The sequence below is a fragment of the Variovorax sp. WDL1 genome, from assembly GCF_001541225.1.
Lineage (GTDB): Bacteria > Pseudomonadota > Gammaproteobacteria > Burkholderiales > Burkholderiaceae_C > Variovorax.
Window position 1 is genome coordinate 5,143 of sequence record NZ_LMTS01000079.1, and the last position, 15,617, is coordinate 20,759.

Annotated in this window: 12 protein-coding genes; 9 read left to right on the forward strand and 3 right to left on the reverse strand. The window is 69.5% G+C overall.

Annotation, left to right across the window (positions count from 1 at the left end):
• The 3 genes from APY03_RS43645 to APY03_RS11720 all read left to right on the forward strand — a co-directional run.
• On the forward strand, positions 1-1,116 hold a 1,116-nt coding region (locus APY03_RS43645; protein ID WP_232324237.1), incomplete at its 5' end, for an ATP-binding response regulator.
• Positions 1,117-1,250: 134 nt separating this feature from the next.
• Complete coding sequence (locus tag APY03_RS11715; RefSeq protein WP_083944295.1) at positions 1,251-2,258, forward strand: ABC transporter substrate-binding protein; 1,008 nt, start codon at positions 1,251-1,253, stop codon at positions 2,256-2,258.
• Complete coding sequence (locus tag APY03_RS11720; RefSeq protein WP_068676984.1) at positions 2,255-4,249, forward strand: ATP-binding response regulator; 1,995 nt, start codon at positions 2,255-2,257, stop codon at positions 4,247-4,249. Before APY03_RS11715 ends, APY03_RS11720 begins: the two co-directional genes overlap by 4 nt.
• A 42-nt stretch (positions 4,250-4,291) precedes the next feature.
• On the opposite strand, the gene APY03_RS11725 is transcribed toward APY03_RS11720, so the two are convergent.
• Genes APY03_RS11725 through APY03_RS11735 form a run of 3 tightly spaced genes read right to left on the reverse strand, consistent with a single transcriptional unit; the run spans position 4,292 to position 7,566 of the window.
• Positions 4,292-4,999: a TetR/AcrR family transcriptional regulator gene (locus APY03_RS11725; protein ID WP_162487132.1), complete on the reverse strand. Its 708-nt coding sequence runs from the start codon at positions 4,997-4,999 to the stop codon at positions 4,292-4,294.
• A 19-nt stretch (positions 5,000-5,018) separates the two neighbouring features.
• Positions 5,019-6,149: an acyl-CoA dehydrogenase family protein gene (locus tag APY03_RS11730; protein WP_068676985.1), complete on the reverse strand. Its 1,131-nt coding sequence runs from the start codon at positions 6,147-6,149 to the stop codon at positions 5,019-5,021.
• A gap of 43 nt (positions 6,150-6,192) precedes the next feature.
• Entirely contained in the window at positions 6,193-7,566 is a 1,374-nt protein-coding gene (locus APY03_RS11735) for a CaiB/BaiF CoA transferase family protein (protein ID WP_232324238.1), read from the reverse strand.
• 27 nt (positions 7,567-7,593) lie between these two features.
• Between APY03_RS11735 and APY03_RS11740 the strand changes: the two genes are divergently transcribed.
• Genes APY03_RS11740 through APY03_RS11765 form a run of 6 tightly spaced genes read left to right on the forward strand, consistent with a single transcriptional unit; the run spans position 7,594 to position 15,574 of the window.
• Complete coding sequence (locus APY03_RS11740; protein WP_068676986.1) at positions 7,594-11,073, forward strand: indolepyruvate ferredoxin oxidoreductase family protein; 3,480 nt, start codon at positions 7,594-7,596, stop codon at positions 11,071-11,073.
• A 46-nt stretch (positions 11,074-11,119) separates the two neighbouring features.
• Entirely contained in the window at positions 11,120-12,154 is a 1,035-nt protein-coding gene (locus tag APY03_RS11745; protein ID WP_068676987.1) for a glycoside hydrolase family 88 protein, read from the forward strand.
• Positions 12,155-12,191: 37 nt separating this feature from the next.
• Entirely contained in the window at positions 12,192-13,043 is an 852-nt protein-coding gene (locus APY03_RS11750) for a branched-chain amino acid ABC transporter permease (RefSeq protein ID WP_068676989.1), read from the forward strand.
• A complete protein-coding gene (locus tag APY03_RS11755) occupies positions 13,040-14,065 on the forward strand; it encodes a branched-chain amino acid ABC transporter permease (protein ID WP_068676990.1) in 1,026 nt (341 codons plus the stop codon). Before APY03_RS11750 ends, APY03_RS11755 begins: the two co-directional genes overlap by 4 nt.
• A complete protein-coding gene (locus APY03_RS11760; RefSeq protein ID WP_068676999.1) occupies positions 14,062-14,829 on the forward strand; it encodes an ABC transporter ATP-binding protein in 768 nt (255 codons plus the stop codon). The genes APY03_RS11755 and APY03_RS11760 overlap by 4 nt, the downstream gene beginning before the upstream one ends.
• Positions 14,816-15,574, forward strand: a complete 759-nt coding sequence (locus APY03_RS11765) for an ABC transporter ATP-binding protein (RefSeq protein ID WP_068676992.1) — start codon at positions 14,816-14,818, stop codon at positions 15,572-15,574. Before APY03_RS11760 ends, APY03_RS11765 begins: the two co-directional genes overlap by 14 nt.
• The last annotated feature ends 43 nt before the right edge of the window (positions 15,575-15,617 follow it).

The window sequence follows — 15,617 nt, forward strand, 5'->3', positions numbered from 1 at the left end:
CTGCGCCAGCCGCTGCATGCGCTCACGCTGTTCTCCGATGGGCTGGCCAACGGGGAGACCGATCCGGTGCGCCTGCAGCGCATCGGCCACATCCGCGAATGCGTGGACTCGCTGGACCGCCTGTTCTCGGGCCTGCTCAATCTTTCGCAGCTCGACGCCGGCGTGCTGCAGCCGCAGTGGGCGGATTTCGCGCTGGACCAGCTGTTCGACGAGATCAGCCGCAACTTCCGGCCGGTGGCCGAGCAGCAGAACCTGCGGCTGGTGGTGCGCAAGACCGAGCTGTGGGTGCGCAGCGACTACGTGATGCTCTCGCGCATCCTGAACAACCTGGTGTCGAACTCGCTGCGCCACACCACGCAGGGCGGCGTGCTGGTCGGCGCGCGGCGGCGCGGGCGCAGCGTGCGCATCGACGTGGTGGACACGGGCGTCGGCATCGCGCAGCATCACCAGTCGCGGGTTTTCGAGGAGTTCTACCAGGTCGAGCCCCAGCCGCGCCAGGGCCGCGACGCCCGTGGCATGGGGCTGGGCCTGGCCACCGTGCAGCGGCTGGCGTCGCTGCTGAACACGCAGGTCGAGCTGAGCTCGCGGCCGCACAAGGGCACGTGCGTGCGCGTCCTGGTGCGCGCCGCCGAGCCCGCGCTGCCGGCACCCGGCGCAGTGCCGGCCGCCGCGGCCGTCGAGGAGGAGCCGAGCCTGCGCCACGTGCGCGCGCTGGTGATCGACGACGAGCGCAGCATCCTCGAAGGGCTGCAGGTGGTGCTCAGCAACTGGGGTGCCGAGGTGATGACCGCGCAGACGCGCAGCGAGGCGCTGGCTTTCGCCGACAGCTGGGAGCGGCCGCCCGACCTGGTGGTGAGCGACCTGCTGCTGCAGGGCGGCGACAACGGCCTGGACGTACTGGCCGCCCTGGAGCGCCATCCGCGCGGCATCGGCGCGTCGACCGCGCGCCTGCTGGTGACCGGCGAAACCAAGCCCGACCGGTTGCGCGAGGTCGCCAGCGCGGGTGTGGCCGTGCTCTACAAGCCGGTGTCGCCCAAGCTGCTGCGGCAGGCCATCGGCGCGCAGCTGGCGGCGGCGCGTCAGACGACGGTCGAAGAGATACGAAATAAGGCATAGGCCGAGAAGCCGCGAACGCGCCGCGCCCGACGGCGCAATGCCCCGTCGCACGGGCCGGCATAAGCCCTCTGCCTTATCGCGCGGAAAGAGCCGGCTCCGTACATTGGATCCATCACCCACAGCCGGTGCATTTCATGCTCGTGAATCCTTCCTCCTGGCTCCTTCGGGGGCTGCGCGCCATCGTGGGCGCGGCCTGCGCGGCCGTGCTCGCTGCCGGCGCGCACGCAGCCGGACTCACGGTGCTGCTGGCCGATGACAACGTGGCCCACGCGGAATTCGTGCGCCTGCTGCGCGAGTCGCAGGACGCGAGCAGCCGCTTCGAGCTGGTGCGCCTGCCGGCCGACGGCACGCCCGCGGACCGCGGCGGGGCGGGCGGCGAGGACCGCGTGAATGCGGGCGTGCGCACCCGCAGCCTTCGCCCCAATCCGCCGGTGGACCTGCCGGTCACCATGGCGGTCGGCGTGGCCGCGGCGCGCAGCGCGATCGAACGACCGGGCCAGGACCCGCTGGTGCTCGCGATGCTGAGCCGCCTCGACTACGAGAGTCTCAAGGACAACCCCGCACTCAAGCGTGGCGATCGCCAGGTCGGCGTGCTGCTGCGCGAGCCGGCCATGACCGATCAGCTCGCGCTCATCGACGCCGTCCTGCCGCACAAGCGCAGGCTCGGCGTGGTGGCGACCGCCGAGTCGGAGCCGATCGTGCGCGAACTGCAGCGGGCCGCACAGGGATGGGACCTGCAGATCGAGTACGCGCCGGATGCCAGATCGCTGGCCTCGGTGCTGCGCACGCTGGTGCCGCGCAGCGATGCGCTGATGGTGCTGCCCGACCTGATCGGCGACAGCCAGCCCGCTACCCTCTCGGTACTGCGTGCCGGCGCCACGGCCGGCCTGCCGGTGTTCGGCACCAGCGACGGCCTGGTGCGTTCCGGCGGGCTTGCGGCCGCGGTCTCCACGCCCGGGCAGCTCGCACAGCAGGCGCGCGCACTCGGGCGGAAGCTGGCCATGGGGCCCGTCGCCGGCGGGCTGCTGGTGGAGGCGGCGACCCCTTCCACGGTGCGCGTCAACGCGACCGTCGCACGCGGTCTGGGCCTGCGCCTGCCCGACGAGCGCGAGCTGACCGAGCGGGTGACCACCACCCGATGATTTCCTCCAGCCCGCCCCTGGCCGTGCCCGCCGCCGCACGCCCCGCCGAATCCGTCGCCGATGCGCGGACGGTGGTTGTCGGCGGCAGCCTGCAGCGCGACCTGTTCCGGCTCGGCGTGGTGCCCTGCGCGGCGGTGGCCCTGGCGCTCACTGCCTGGTTCACCCACAGCCGCCTCGACACGCTCGAAGTCGCCTTCAATGCCGAGGGCCAGGCGGTGGCGCGCCAGGTCGCCGCGATGTCCGACCTGAGCCTCTACGCCGGTGACCTGCCCGCGCTGCAGAACGTGGCCAATGCAGCCCTGCGCGGCGGCCAGGTGACGCGGGTGGAGATCAGCAACAGCGCCGGCATCTACGTGACGGCCGGCTCCAAGGCCGCGCCCATGGGGCAACTGCGCATGTTCACCGCGCCGGTGACGCTGCGCGAGGCCTCGAAGGCGAGCGCCTTCGCGCCCGAAGGCGCGACCGCCGCGGGCGAGAAGCCCATCGGCCTGGTGCAGGCCTTCCGCGACACCACGGCCTACGCGCACGAGCGCACGCGTTCGCTGATGGCGGGCATCGGCATTGCGATGATCGCGCTGATCGCGGCCTGGGCCTGGGTGCGCCACACGGCGCGAAGTGTCGCGCAACCGCTGCGCCGAATCTCGCGAACCGTGGCCGCGCTCGAGGCTGGCCAGTTCGACGCGCGCTGCAATGTGGTGGCGCGTGACGGCACCGCCGCGCAGGCAGAGGGAAAGAAGCGCACCCGCCGCACGCAGCACGAGCTCGCCGGCCTGGCGCACGACATCAACCGCCTGGCCGAGCGCCTGCAACGCAACCGGCAGGAGAGCGAGCAGCAGGTGCGCGAGGCCACCGCCGTTGCGCTGCAGCGCATGGCCGAGGCCGAGCAAGCCGCGCTCTCGCGCGCCCGATTCCTGGCCGCGGCCAGCCACGACCTGCGCCAGCCGCTGCATGCGATGGGCCTGTTCATCGATGGGCTGCTGCCCACCGCCAGCGAAGCGCAGCGCCCCGCGGTGCTGCGGCTGCAGGAAGGCGCCGAGTTCATGGGCGTGCTGCTCGACGACCTGCTCGAGATCTCGCGCCTCGATGCGCAGGTGCTGACGCCGGCCATCGGCAACGTCTCGCTGGCCATGCTGTTCGACCAGCTCGGCGCCCAGCACGCAGCGCGCGCCGCCGCCTCGCAAGTGCGGCTGGTCTGGCAGGACCGCGGCCTCGCGGTGCGCTCCGACCCCGCGCTGCTGCTGCGCATCCTCGGCAACCTGGTCGGCAATGCGATCACCCACAGCGGAATCGAAGGCACGGTGCTGGTGGCGGCGCGGCGCCGCGGCGGCCGGGTGCGCATCGAGGTGCGCGACAACGGCATCGGCATCGCGCCGATCCACCAGGCGCGCATCTTCGAGGAGTTCTACCAGGTGGCGAACACCGAGCGCGACCGGCGCCAGGGCTTCGGCCTGGGCCTGGCCATCTGCGCCCGCATCGCCGCGCTGCTGGGCACGCGGATCGGGCTGCGCTCCGCGCTGCAGGCCGGCAGCACCTTCTCACTGGAGCTGCCCGCTGCCGATCCGCGCGACGTGCCGCCGCCCGCACCGGAGCCGGTGGCCAGCTCGCCCCTGGCCGGGCTGCGCTGCCTGGTGGTCGATGACGATCCGGCGATCCTCGATGCGACCCGCGCGCTGCTCACGCAATGGGACTGCGAGGTGGCGTGCGTGGCCAGCGGCAGCGAGGCGATGCGCCGCCTGGCCGAGCCCGGGACGCGTTTCGACGTGCTGCTGTGCGACCTGCAGCTGGCAGACGCCGAGGACGGCATGGAAGTGATCGACGCCGCGCGCCGCCTGCAGCCGCACGCGCTGGCGGTGCTGGTCTCGGGCGCTACCGGGCCCGAGGTGCTGCAGCGCCTGCGCCAGGGCGGCGTCACGCTGCTGACCAAGCCGGTGGCGCCGGCCAAGCTCAGGGCGCTGCTGTCGACGCGGCGCGCCGGGCGCGCGGCCTCCTGAGCCTGCCAGATTTGTCGAGACAAGGAACGCCGGGTATCCCCCTCACTCCGCAACCCCCTTCACCGCGTGCAAGAACCCGCTGAAGGTCGCCCGCGTGAGCTTCCGGCCGATGTCCGGATCGGTGCCGCTGCGGTACCAGATCATCATGTTCCCGTCGTGCACGGCTTGCAGGTACAACGCGGTGTCCTTGGTTTCCTGGTCGGTGCAGAACTCGCCGGAACGCTTGCCGGCGTCGATGATCTCTTCCAGCAGGCCCGAGATCTTGGCGTACATGCCCAGCATCCGGGTGCGGACCTTGGACTTTGTATTGGCGGTCTCCATCGACAGCAGCACCACGACGGCAAGGTCCTTCGGATGCCGCGCGGCCCAGCGTGTCTGGTGGCGAACGAAGTTCACGAGCTGGGCGCTCGGGGTGCCGCCATCGCGGCGAACCGCCTCGATGGTGGCGTCGATGGAGCGCTGCTCGATGGCGCTCAGCACATCGAGCAGCAGCCGTTCCTTGCTCTTGAAGTAGTAGTAGACAGCCCCTTTCGTGAAGCCCGCCTTGGCGGCCACCTCCTCGAGGGTGCTGCTGGCATACCCGCGCGTGGCGAACAGCTGGACCGCCGCCTCGACGATGCGCTCCGTGCTGTGGACCGGCGCCGCCGCGTCCTTCGCCGCCCGCGCGCCCCGCGCCGGCGACTTGGCCGGGACACTGCGCGGCCGGCCGCGCCGAACGGCCGCGGCACCGTTCCCGGCGGAAACGGACACGACGGCTCTTGCTGCTGATTTACTGACCCGCATAAGCCTCCTTTGCGATCAGCAGCCGCTGGATCTGGTTGGTGCCCTCCCAGATCTGCGTCACCTTCGCATCCCGCATCATCCGCTCCACCGGATAGTCCTTCAAGAACCCGTAGCCGCCGTGCAACTGCACCGCATCCGTGGTCACTGCCATGGCCGCGTCGCTGCAAAGAACCTTGGCGAGCGAGGCGAACTTGCGTGCTTCAGGGTGCCCGTGCATGCGATGGTCGACGGCCTGGTAGAGCACCGAACGCGCCGCTTCGACCTTGAGCACCATGTCGGCGACCAAGCCGCGCAGCAGCTGGAATTTCGAGATGGGCTGGCCGAATTGTTCGCGCGTGCGAGTGTAGTCGAGCGCCTCGTCCAGGGCGCCTTGCGCGATGCCAAGCGCATGTGCGGCGATCGTGAGTCGCGAGTTGTGCAGCATCTCGACGATGTACTCCGCGCCGCGCAGGGGGTCGCCCACCTCCCGGCCAACGGGAATGCGGCAGTCATCGAGGATCACATCCGCCGTGGGGCTGCCGCGCATGCCCATCTTGTCTTCGAGCTTGCCGAACCGAATGCCGGGATCGTCGCGATGCACCATGAAGATGCCGAAGGTCTTGGGCCCGGTGTTCGCGAAGATGAGATACCAGTCGGCCCACCCCGCGTTCGTGATGAAGCGCTTGGTCCCACGCAGCAGCCAGCTGTCGCCTGAGCGCCTGGCCTGTGTCTGCGCGCCCATGAGGTTCGATCCGCCCTGTGGCTCGGTCAGGCCCCACGCGGCGCGCAGCCGGCCCTCGGCCACCGGGCGGACCACGGCTTCCTGCAGGTCGCGCGAGCCGAACTGCACAACGCCTTCGAACACCCAGCCGCTGGTGATCGTGAGCGAGGTCGCGGCGCAGACCCGCGCCAGTTCCTCGGTCGTCAGCACCTGGGCGAACAGATCGCCGTCAGCACCGCCCAGTCGCTCGGGAAACGGCAGCCCCGGAAGGCCGAGCGCGAGCGCAGCCTCGATGGCCTCGACCGGCGGGCGGGATTCCCTGTCGACCGCCGCCGCATGCGGTGCGACCTTGTCGAGCGCGAAGCGGCGCAGGCTGGTCCTGAATTCGTCGTAGCTGGCTTGTTCGGTTGAACGCATGTGAGAGGTCTCCTGGCTGGTATTTGCGATGTGCGGACGCGGGTCAGTCGGTGAATCGCGGCGGCCATGAAAGCCCGTCCTGCTTGCCTCGCTGGGAGGGAGGGCTGGCCGCCTCGATGTCGCGAGGCGTGAGCCCGATCGAGGAAAGGACTTCGACACTTTGGTCGTCGAGGTCGACCGGCGCAGGGGCGACCCTGGAACGGCTGAACCGCGGGATGGCCGGCACTTCCTGCGGGTGCTGCGGATGCACGCGCGAGCGGATCTGCCGGTCCTGCCACACCTCATCGGGCGCCAGCACGGGGGTGACGCATGCATCGACACCCTCGAAACGCGCAACCCAGGCGTCACGCGGCAAGCTGCGGAAGGTCGCCTCGAGCGTGCGTTCGATGGCGGGCCAGGTGCTGCGGCTCATGGCGTCGGGCGGGTCTCCGAGCTCAAGGGTCTGCCACATCGCCTTGAAGAACTGGGGTTCGAGCGAGCCGACGGCCATGTAGCCTCCATCTGCGCATTCGTAGCAGCGGTAGTTGGGCGCGGTGCCCACGAGCCAGCCGTCGCCGCGCCGCGGCATCGCCGCGGTCTGCCAGGCTGGAAAGTGCATCGCGATCAGCGACATGCAGCCGTCGATCATCGCCGCGTCGACATGCTGGCCCAGACCGGTGCGATGCCGCTCCTGCAGCGCCGCAAGGATGCCGATCACCGCGAGCATGCCTCCGCCCGCCATGTCGGCAATGGCGTTGAGCGGCACCTGCGGAGGCCCGTCATGCGGCCCGAGCGAACCGAGCACGCCGGTGTAGCCGAGGTAGTTGATGTCGTGCCCGGCCTCCTGCGCACGCGGCCCGCTCTGCCCGTAACCCGTGAGCGAGCAATAGATGAGTCGCGGGTTGCTCGCCGAGAGCGCCGCGTAGCCAGCGCCGAGCCGATCGGCAACGCCGGGGCGAAAGCCTTCGATGAAGACATCCGCGCTCTCGCAGAGCCGGAAAAGCGCGAGTCGCCCTTCGTCCGTCTTGAGATCGAGGGTGATGAAGCGCTTGCCTCGCGAAAAGCTCGACACCGGCGGGCCGGCGCGGCCTCCGCCGACGACGATGACTTCGGCCCCCAGGTCTGCAAGCAGCATCGTGCCGTAGGGCCCGGGCGCAAGTCGGGTCATGTCGATGACCCGGATGCCGTCGAGCGGCTTCAGTGGATTCGATACGGTCAACACGTCTCCTCTTCTTTGTGCTGTCGTGAATGCAGGCATGCCGAGGATGGAATCGAAGAAGCGATCGTGGCCGCGTCGTCGCATTGGTGACGCAAGTGACGCGATCCGAGGGACAACCCGTAGCGCACTGCCTTGCACCTGTTGCGATTCGGGCTGTACCATCGGCTTCAATTCACATACCGGCTGGATAGTATTAAATGGAAAAGCTGGTTTGCGCAAGGTGCTCACAACGGAGACAGACTTAGGATGAACGCACGCACGCCGGCAGAAGCGCTTCTGCAGATCGACCTCGACGACAAGTACCTGAAGCGCAGCGGGCAGGTCTTCATGTCGGGCACGCAGGCCCTGGTCCGGCTGCCGATCGACCAGCAGAGGCGGGACGAAAGCCAGGGCGTGCGCACCGCCGGCTTCATCTCCGGCTACCGTGGCTCGCCCCTCGGCCGCTACGACCAGGAGCTGTGGTCGCAATCGAAGCTGCTGAAGGAGCACCACATTCACTTCCAGCCGGGCGTGAACGAGGACCTCGCCGCGACCGCGGTCTGGGGCTCGCAGTACGTCGGCAGCGTACCCGGCGCACGCTACGACGGCGTCTTCGGCATCTGGTACGGCAAGGGCCCGGGCGTCGACCGAAGCGGCGACGCCTTCAAGCACGCCAACTCCGCGGGCACCTCGCGCTTCGGCGGCGTACTCGCCATCGCGGGCGACGATCACGCGGCGAAGTCATCGACCACCGCGCACCAGTCCGACTATTCGCTGCTCGCCAGCGGCATACCGGTGCTCTACCCGGCGAACGTGCAGGACATCCTCGACTTCGGCCTCCACGGAATCGCCATGAGCCGCCACTCGGGCTGCTGGGTCGCCATGAAGGTGGTGACCGATGTGGTCGAGAGCTCGGGGAGCATCCAGGTCGGCGAGGAAAGCCCGCGCATCGAGATGCCGCCTCCCCCGCCGCTCCTGGACGGCGTGAACATCCGTGGCAACGACATCTCGCCCCAGGTGCAGGAGCAGCGGCTCTACGAACACAAGCTGTATGCCGCCCAGGCCTACGCGCGCGCCAACGGCATCGACCGCATCGTGGCGGACCATCCTTCCGCGCGCGTGGGCATCATCTCTGCAGGCAAGGCCTTCGCCGATGTGCGGCAGGCGCTGCGCAGCCTCGGCTTGGCGAGCGACGAGGAGGCCGGCGCAGCCGGTCTGCGCGTGCTCAAGGTCGGGCTCGTGTGGCCGCTGGACCCGCAGGTCGTCGAGCGCCTGGCCCAAGGCCTGGAGACGCTCATCGTGGTCGAAGAGAAGCGCCCGCTCCTCGAACACCAGGTCAAGTCCATCCTTTACGACGCGCCGCTTGCGAGCAAGCCGCGCATCGTCGGCAAGTTCGACGGCAGCAGCGAGTGGTCGCCGGATCGCGGCGATGCGGTGTTCTCGTCGGTCGGCGAACTCGCACCGCCGCTGATCGCGGAGCGCATCGCCCGCGTGCTGGGGCTGCCCTACCAGGCGCCGGCGAATCCGGAGAGCACCAGGTTCCCGTCGGTCGTCCGCGCCGCCACCTTCTGCTCGGGGTGTCCGCACAACACCTCGACCCAATTGCCCGACGGCAGCCGCGCCTTTGCCGGCATCGGATGCCACGGGATGGTGCTCCTGACCGGCCGCGACCCCTACGGCACCGTCGGCCAGATGGGCGCGGAAGGGGCGATGTGGGTGGGCCAGGCGCCCTTCACCGACGAGAAGCACATCTTCGCCAACATGGGCGATGGCACCTACTTCCACTCCGGCTTCCTCGCGATCCGGCAGGCGGTCGCCGCGCATGTGCCGATCACCTACAAGCTGCTGGTCAACGGCTACGTGTCGATGACCGGCGGCCAGCCGATCGACGGTGAGCTCAGCACCGTGCAGATGGTCAACGAGCTCGTGGCGGAAGGCGTGAAGCGCATCGTGGTCGTCGCCGACGATCCCTCGCGCTACGAGGCGCCCTCGATGCAGCTGCCGGCCGGCGTGCCGGTTCGCCACCGCCGGGACCTGGATGCCGTGCAGCGAGAGCTGCGCGAGTATCCCGATGTGTCGGTGCTGTTGTACGACCAGGTCTGCGCAACCGAGCGCCGGCGGCTGCGCAAGCGCGGCCGCCATGCCGATCCGGACAAGCGCACCTTCATCAATGCCGCCGTGTGCGAGGGCTGCGGCGATTGCAGCGAGAAGAGCGGTTGCCTCTCCGTCGAGCCGCTTGAAACCGAGTTCGGCCGCAAGCGCCGCATCAACCAGTCCACCTGCAACAAGGACTATTCCTGCGTCGAAGGCTTCTGCCCCAGCTTCGTGACCGTCCACGGCGGCAGCCTGCGCAAGCGCGCTGCGCCGAAGGGCGGCGATGGCAGCTTCGGATCGTTGCCGGAGCCCACCCTCCCCGCGATCGACGATGGTTACGCGATCCTGATCACCGGCATCGGCGGCACGGGCGTCATCACGCTAGGCGCCATCGTCGCCATGGCCGCGCACCTCGACGGCCATGCGGCCAGTGCGCTCGACATGACCGGCCTCGCCCAGAAGTACGGTGCCGTGATGTCGCATGTGCGCATTGCACCCGACGCCACCCGTATCAAGACCGCCCGCCTCGCCAGCGGAGAGGCCGACCTCGTCGTGGGATGCGACCTCATCGTGAGCGCGAGCCCCGATGCGGTCTCCAAGATGGTGCCGGGCCGCACGCGGGTCGCCGTCAATACGGAGGTGTCGCCGACCAGCGCCTTCGCGCGCAACCCCGACTGGAAAGTCGTGCCCGAGGAACTCGTGACACGCATCGCGCATGCCACCGGCGCCCAGACCGACGGCCTGCCCGCCACGCGCCTTGCGACGGCGCTGATGGGCGACGCCATCGCCGCCAACATGATCCTGCTCGGCTACGCCTGGCAGCGCGGCTGGCTGCCGGTGAGCCTGGACGCGCTGGAGCGCGCCATCGTGCTCAACGGCGTCAGCGTGGAGTCGAGCCAGAAGAGCTTCCTCTGGGGCCGGCGCGCGGCCGTGGACCTGCCGGCGGTCGAATCGCAGGCCCGCCCGAGCAGCGTGGTGAACTTCGTGCCGTCACGCACACGCAAGACGCCGGAGCTGATTGCGCACCGGGAGGGCGAGCTCGTCAAGTACCAGAACCGCGCCTACGCGGCCCGCTACCGCGCGCTGGTCGACCGCGTCGCGCAGGCAGGACAATCCATGGAAGGCGGCGACCGCCTCACTCGCGCCGTCGCGCGCTACTACTACAAGCTCCTGGCGTACAAGGATGAGTTCGAGGTGGCGCGCCTGTACGCCTCGCCCGAGTTCCGCGAATCGCTCGACGCCGCGTTCGAAGGCGACTTCCGCCTGCACTTCAACATCGGCGCCTGGCCTTTCGCGACCCGCGATCCGAACACCGGCTTGCCGCGCAAGCGCGAACTGGGTCCCTGGGCCTTGACCGCGATGGGTTGGCTGGCGCGTCTGCGCGGCCTGCGCAACACGCCGCTCGATCCCTTCCGCCGCAACGACGAGCGCCGCCACGCGCTGCGCGACATCGCCAGCTATGAAGCGGACATCGAGCGACTGCTCGAAGGGCTCGACGCCGGGCGTCTGGATACGGCGGTCGCAATCGCCGAACTGCCGGAGCACATCCGCGGCTACGGCCATGTGCGCGAGCGCCACGCGGATGCCGCGCAGCAGCGCAAGGAGGCGCTCTGGCAGCAGTGGCAGGCGCAGCGCCTGCCGAAGGCGGCCTGAAGCGTCCGCGCATCCCTTTTCCCCCCTGCAAATAACGGAGACACCAGTGGCTCAATTCGATCTCGATTCCGCCGTGCAACGCGTGACGGACTACACGCTCGCCCATCCCTACGAACGCGACGTCTGGGAAAAGTCGCCCGCCATCACGGGCATCCTGATGTGGAACGACGAAGCCGCGGTTGCTCAGGCGCGGCAGTGGGTCGACCGCATGGTCGACGTCCAGTCCTCGCGAGGCTACCTGGGCTATGACGAGCGCATCGAGCTCGCCAACGGCCATGCCGCCGTCTTCACGCCGACCGCGGCGCTGTCCACCGCGCTCGCCTTCAACGTGCTCGCCTACTACGAACGCGACGGCGATGCCCGGCTGCTGCAGGCGGCCAAGCGCCAGGCGCAGGCCCTGCTCGCCGGGCCGCGCACGCGCAACGGCGGGTTCTGGGTGCGCAAGGAAGGCCCGGAACTGTGGATCGACTTCATCTACATGATGTGCCCGTTCCTCGCCCGCCTCGGCCGGATCGAGCAGGATCCGGTGCTGGTCGACGAGGCGCTCAAGCAGATCGACGTCTATGTCCGCCATCTGGTCGACCCCGAACTGCACCTGGCTCGCCATGCCTGGCGCGAGACGCCCAACAGCTACCTGCAGTCGACGTTCTGGTGCCGCGGCAACGGCTGGCTGACCTGCTGTCTCGTCGACACCATCGAGCAGATCGGCACCGACCACGCCGGCGCGGCACGGCTGAAGGACCTGGGCCGGCGAGTCTTCGAGGCCATTGCCGCGCACCAGGACCGCTGCGGCTTTTTCCACAACATCCTCGACGACGAGAACGCGAAGTTCGAGGCCTCGGGCACCGTCATGTTCGCCTACAGCGCCGCAAAGGCAGTGAACCAGGGCTGGCTCGACGCCGGCTACATCGAGAAGGCCGAGCGCGCGCTGCGCATCGTCGCAGGCTCTATCGAAGCCGACGGCGCGATCCCGGGCGTACAGGTCCCTCCCGGGGGACCTGGCGTGCCTTTCGCGACCACGCTCTACGGCCAGGGCTTCTTCATCCAGGCGGCCGCCGAGCTGCGCCACCGCCTGCGCTGATCGGGCCAGGCGCGCACCTTCCGCTCAAGGAAAAGACATGGTTCTCGAAATCCTTTTCAACGGCATCTTCCTCGGTGCCATCTATGCGCTCTTCGCGGTGCCGATGAGCGTCATCTGGGTCACCACCGACGTGATCGACGTGTCGATCGGCGCCTACGCGGTCGTCGCGGGGGTGGTCGTCGCGGCGCTCGGCCTGCCGTGGGGGCCGGTCGTCGGCCTGGCAGCAGCAATCGGGCTCGGCTGCGTGACCGGCTCCGTCTTCCTCGGCTTCCACGCGCTGCGGCTCATGAAGGACGCGATGCCGATCGTGCTCGCCACGTTCGCCTTCATGCTGCTGGTGGAGTCCGCCATCCTCGTGGTGGTCGGCACGGACAACCAGTTCGTCGACCGCATGAGTGGCAACCTGCACTTCGGCGGCGCGGTGCTGAGCGTGCAGGGCATGTTCAACCTGGCGCTCAGCGCGGTGCTGATGCTGGCCCTCAGCGTGCTGCTGAAGAAGTCGCCGGCGGGGCTGCGCATGCGGGCGTGCGCAATCTCGTCGAAGGGCGCATCGCTGGTGGGCATTCCCGTCAAGCGCACGCAGTTCCTCACCTTCGTGCTGTGCGCGGGCATCGCAGGCGTCGGTGGCGTCCTCGCGGCGATGTCGATCGGCATGACCTATGCAAGTGCCTTCACCTTCACGACGATCGCGTTCAGCAGCACCGTCGTGCTCGGCAAGCGCGGACCGCTGCCCGCCTTCTTCGGCGGCCTCTTCGTGGGCCTGGCCGAGTCGCTGAGCCAGACCTACCTGCCCAGCGGCTGGGCCCATGCCGTGCCGGCTGCCCTGATCATCGTGATCCTGGCATCGGGACGCCTGCCGAGCGCGGCCTTCTCCGGAGCACGGCCATGACGCAGAGCACCACCTTCGCCCGCAAGTGGGGCAGCACGGCCGGCGTGCTCATCGTCTGCTTCGCCGTCGCCACTGTCTTCGGGCAGTTCCGGGGCTCGGTCTACACCACCTCCACCACGATAGGCATCTACGCGCTGCTGGCGCTGCCGCTCGGCCTGCTGTACGGCCAGGGCGGCACCGTGTCGCTGGCGCAGGGCGCGTTCGCGGCGATCGGCGGCTACACGACCGCGATCCTGAGCACGCGCTACGGGGTGCCACCGATGGTGTCGCTGCTGCCCGCCGTGCTCCTGCCCGCGCTGGTCGCTTTCGTCATCTCCAAGCCGATCCTGCGATTGCCGGAGCTCTCGCTGGCACTGGTGACGCTGTCGATCGGCACCGTGGTCGAGGTCGCGCTGCAGCGCGGAGGGGATTTCACCGGCAGCTTCATCGGCATCAACGGCATTCCCACGCTGCCCTTCATCGGCAACTCGCGCATCGGCTCGCATTTCGCCGTGTGGGCGCTGGTGCTGCTGCTTGTCATCGGGTACGTGAACTACATGTCGAGCCTGCGCGGCCGCGCGCTCAACGCGATCCGCACGGACCACCTGCTCGCGCAGGCCATGGGGGTGAGCGTGCCCTTCGACCTCGCCATGATGTTCTCGCTCACCGCGGGAGTCGCCGGCCTGGCCGGATGGTTCTACGCACACACGCTGGGCTACGTGGCGCCGGATTCGCTGTCCATCGCGCTGTCGGCCAACGTACTGTTCATGGTCGTCCTGGGCGGGCGCAAGTCGGTGCTCGGGCCGATCGTCGGCGCGGTGTTCTTCACGCTTGCCAGCGACCTGTTGCCGGGCACCGAGAGCCAGGGCATGTTCTTCGGCACCCTGCTGATCCTGGTGCTTCTGTTCTCGCCCGACGGGCTCCTGAGCCTGCGGCCGCTCGCATGGCTGCGCAGGCGCGGCGCCGCGCCGCTAGCGCGGCCACCGGGGTCCGCAGCCGACAAGACCGCGCGCGCGACGCCTTCGGCGGGGGTGCTGCGATGAGCCTGGCTGCCCACGACACCAGCGTCGCTTTCGGCGGCCTGAAGGTCCTCACCAAAGTCAGCGTCAAGGTCGAGCGCGGCTCCATCACCGGCCTCGTCGGCCCGAATGGCGCGGGCAAGACCACACTCTTCAACTGCCTGACCGGCGTCGTCGTGCCGCAGGAGGGCACGGTCGAGATCGAGGGCCAGGACATCTCCTCGCTGCCGCTCGACCGCCGCATCCAGCTCGGCATCTCCCGCACCTTCCAGACGCCGCGGCTGGACCTGGACGCGAGCGTGCTCGACGCCGTGATGCTCGGCTTCTACTCGCGCAACAAGCCGTCGCTGGCCGGCAGCTTCTTCTCGACGGCGGCGCGCCGCCGGCACGAGGGCGGCCTGCGCGAGCAGGCCGAGGCGCTGATCGCGCAGTTCGAACTCACCTCCGATCCGCACCAGCGCTCCGGCGCGCTCTCGCTGGGCCGGCAGCGCCTGCTCGAGGTGGCACGGGCCATCGCGAGCGAGCCGCGCTACCTGTTGCTGGACGAACCGGCCGCCGGCATCGACGAGCATGACCGCAGGCTGCTCGCGCTCGCCATCCGCAGGGCCGCCGAACGCAAGGTCGGCGTGCTGCTCGTCGAACACAACGTCGGCTTTGTCGCCGAGCTCAGCGACCAGATGCTGGCGCTGGTGCGCGGCGAGGTCGTGGCCTCGGGGCCGCCCCAGCAGGTGGTCAACGATCCCGAAGTCGTCACCGCCTATCTCGGAGGACAGCATGTCGCAACCTGAAACTTCCTTTCCGCCCGCGCGCGGTCTCGTCGTCGAAGGCGTCTCGGCGCGCTACGGCAATCTCATGGCCTGTCGCCCGGTCAGCCTGCAAGTCGATCCCGGGGAACTGGTCGCGCTCATCGGGCCCAACGGCGCAGGCAAGACCAGCCTCATCGGCGCGCTCAACGGGACCGTTGCCGGCAGCGGCTCCATCTCGCTGGACGGCCAGCGCATCGACGGCCTGCCCGCATGGCGGCGCGTGGGCACCGGGTTGACCACGGTGCCCGACAACCGCGGGCTCTTTCCATCGCTCACGGTGGCGGACAACCTGCGCCTCGGCGCGCTGCTGTCCGACCGCGCACGCCGCGACAAGGCGCTGGAAGACGCCCTCGACCTCTTCCCTTTCCTGCGCACGCGCTGGACCGACGCGGCAGGCGCGCTCAGCGGCGGCCAGCAGCAGATGCTCGCCATCGCCAAATGCATGGCCTGCAGTCCGCGTGTGCTGCTGCTGGACGAGCCGACGCAAGGCCTCGCGCCGATCATCGTCGACGAGCTCGCCGGGGTGCTGCGGAACCTCCGCGCGCGCGGCCTGCCGATCCTGCTGGTCGAGCAGAACCAGTACCTCGTCGAAGCGGTCGCCGACCGCTTCCTCGTGCTGGTGGGCGGCCAGGTCGTCCACTCCGGCCCGCGCGCCGCGCTCGCAGACCGCGAGCGCATCGCCGGCCTCTATCTGCAGCGGCAGGACGCCGCAACGCTTTCCCACTGACCCACAGGAGATGGTATGGACGCCTCCCCCCTCGCTGATCGAG

What these genes read in the sequence shown, in the direction of transcription:
- APY03_RS11715 (WP_083944295.1), top strand. Translation starts at nt 1,251, where the DNA reads ATGCTCGTGAATCCTTCCTCCTGGCTCCTTCGGGGGCTGCGCGCCATC.
- APY03_RS11720 (WP_068676984.1), top strand. Translation starts at nt 2,255, where the DNA reads ATGATTTCCTCCAGCCCGCCCCTGGCCGTGCCCGCCGCCGCACGCCCC.
- APY03_RS11730 (WP_068676985.1), bottom strand. Translation starts at nt 6,149, where the DNA reads ATGCGTTCAACCGAACAAGCCAGCTACGACGAATTCAGGACCAGCCTG.
- APY03_RS11740 (WP_068676986.1), top strand. Translation starts at nt 7,594, where the DNA reads ATGAACGCACGCACGCCGGCAGAAGCGCTTCTGCAGATCGACCTCGAC.
- APY03_RS11750 (WP_068676989.1), top strand. Translation starts at nt 12,192, where the DNA reads ATGGTTCTCGAAATCCTTTTCAACGGCATCTTCCTCGGTGCCATCTAT.
- APY03_RS11755 (WP_068676990.1), top strand. Translation starts at nt 13,040, where the DNA reads ATGACGCAGAGCACCACCTTCGCCCGCAAGTGGGGCAGCACGGCCGGC.
- APY03_RS11760 (WP_068676999.1), top strand. Translation starts at nt 14,062, where the DNA reads ATGAGCCTGGCTGCCCACGACACCAGCGTCGCTTTCGGCGGCCTGAAG.
- APY03_RS11765 (WP_068676992.1), top strand. Translation starts at nt 14,816, where the DNA reads ATGTCGCAACCTGAAACTTCCTTTCCGCCCGCGCGCGGTCTCGTCGTC.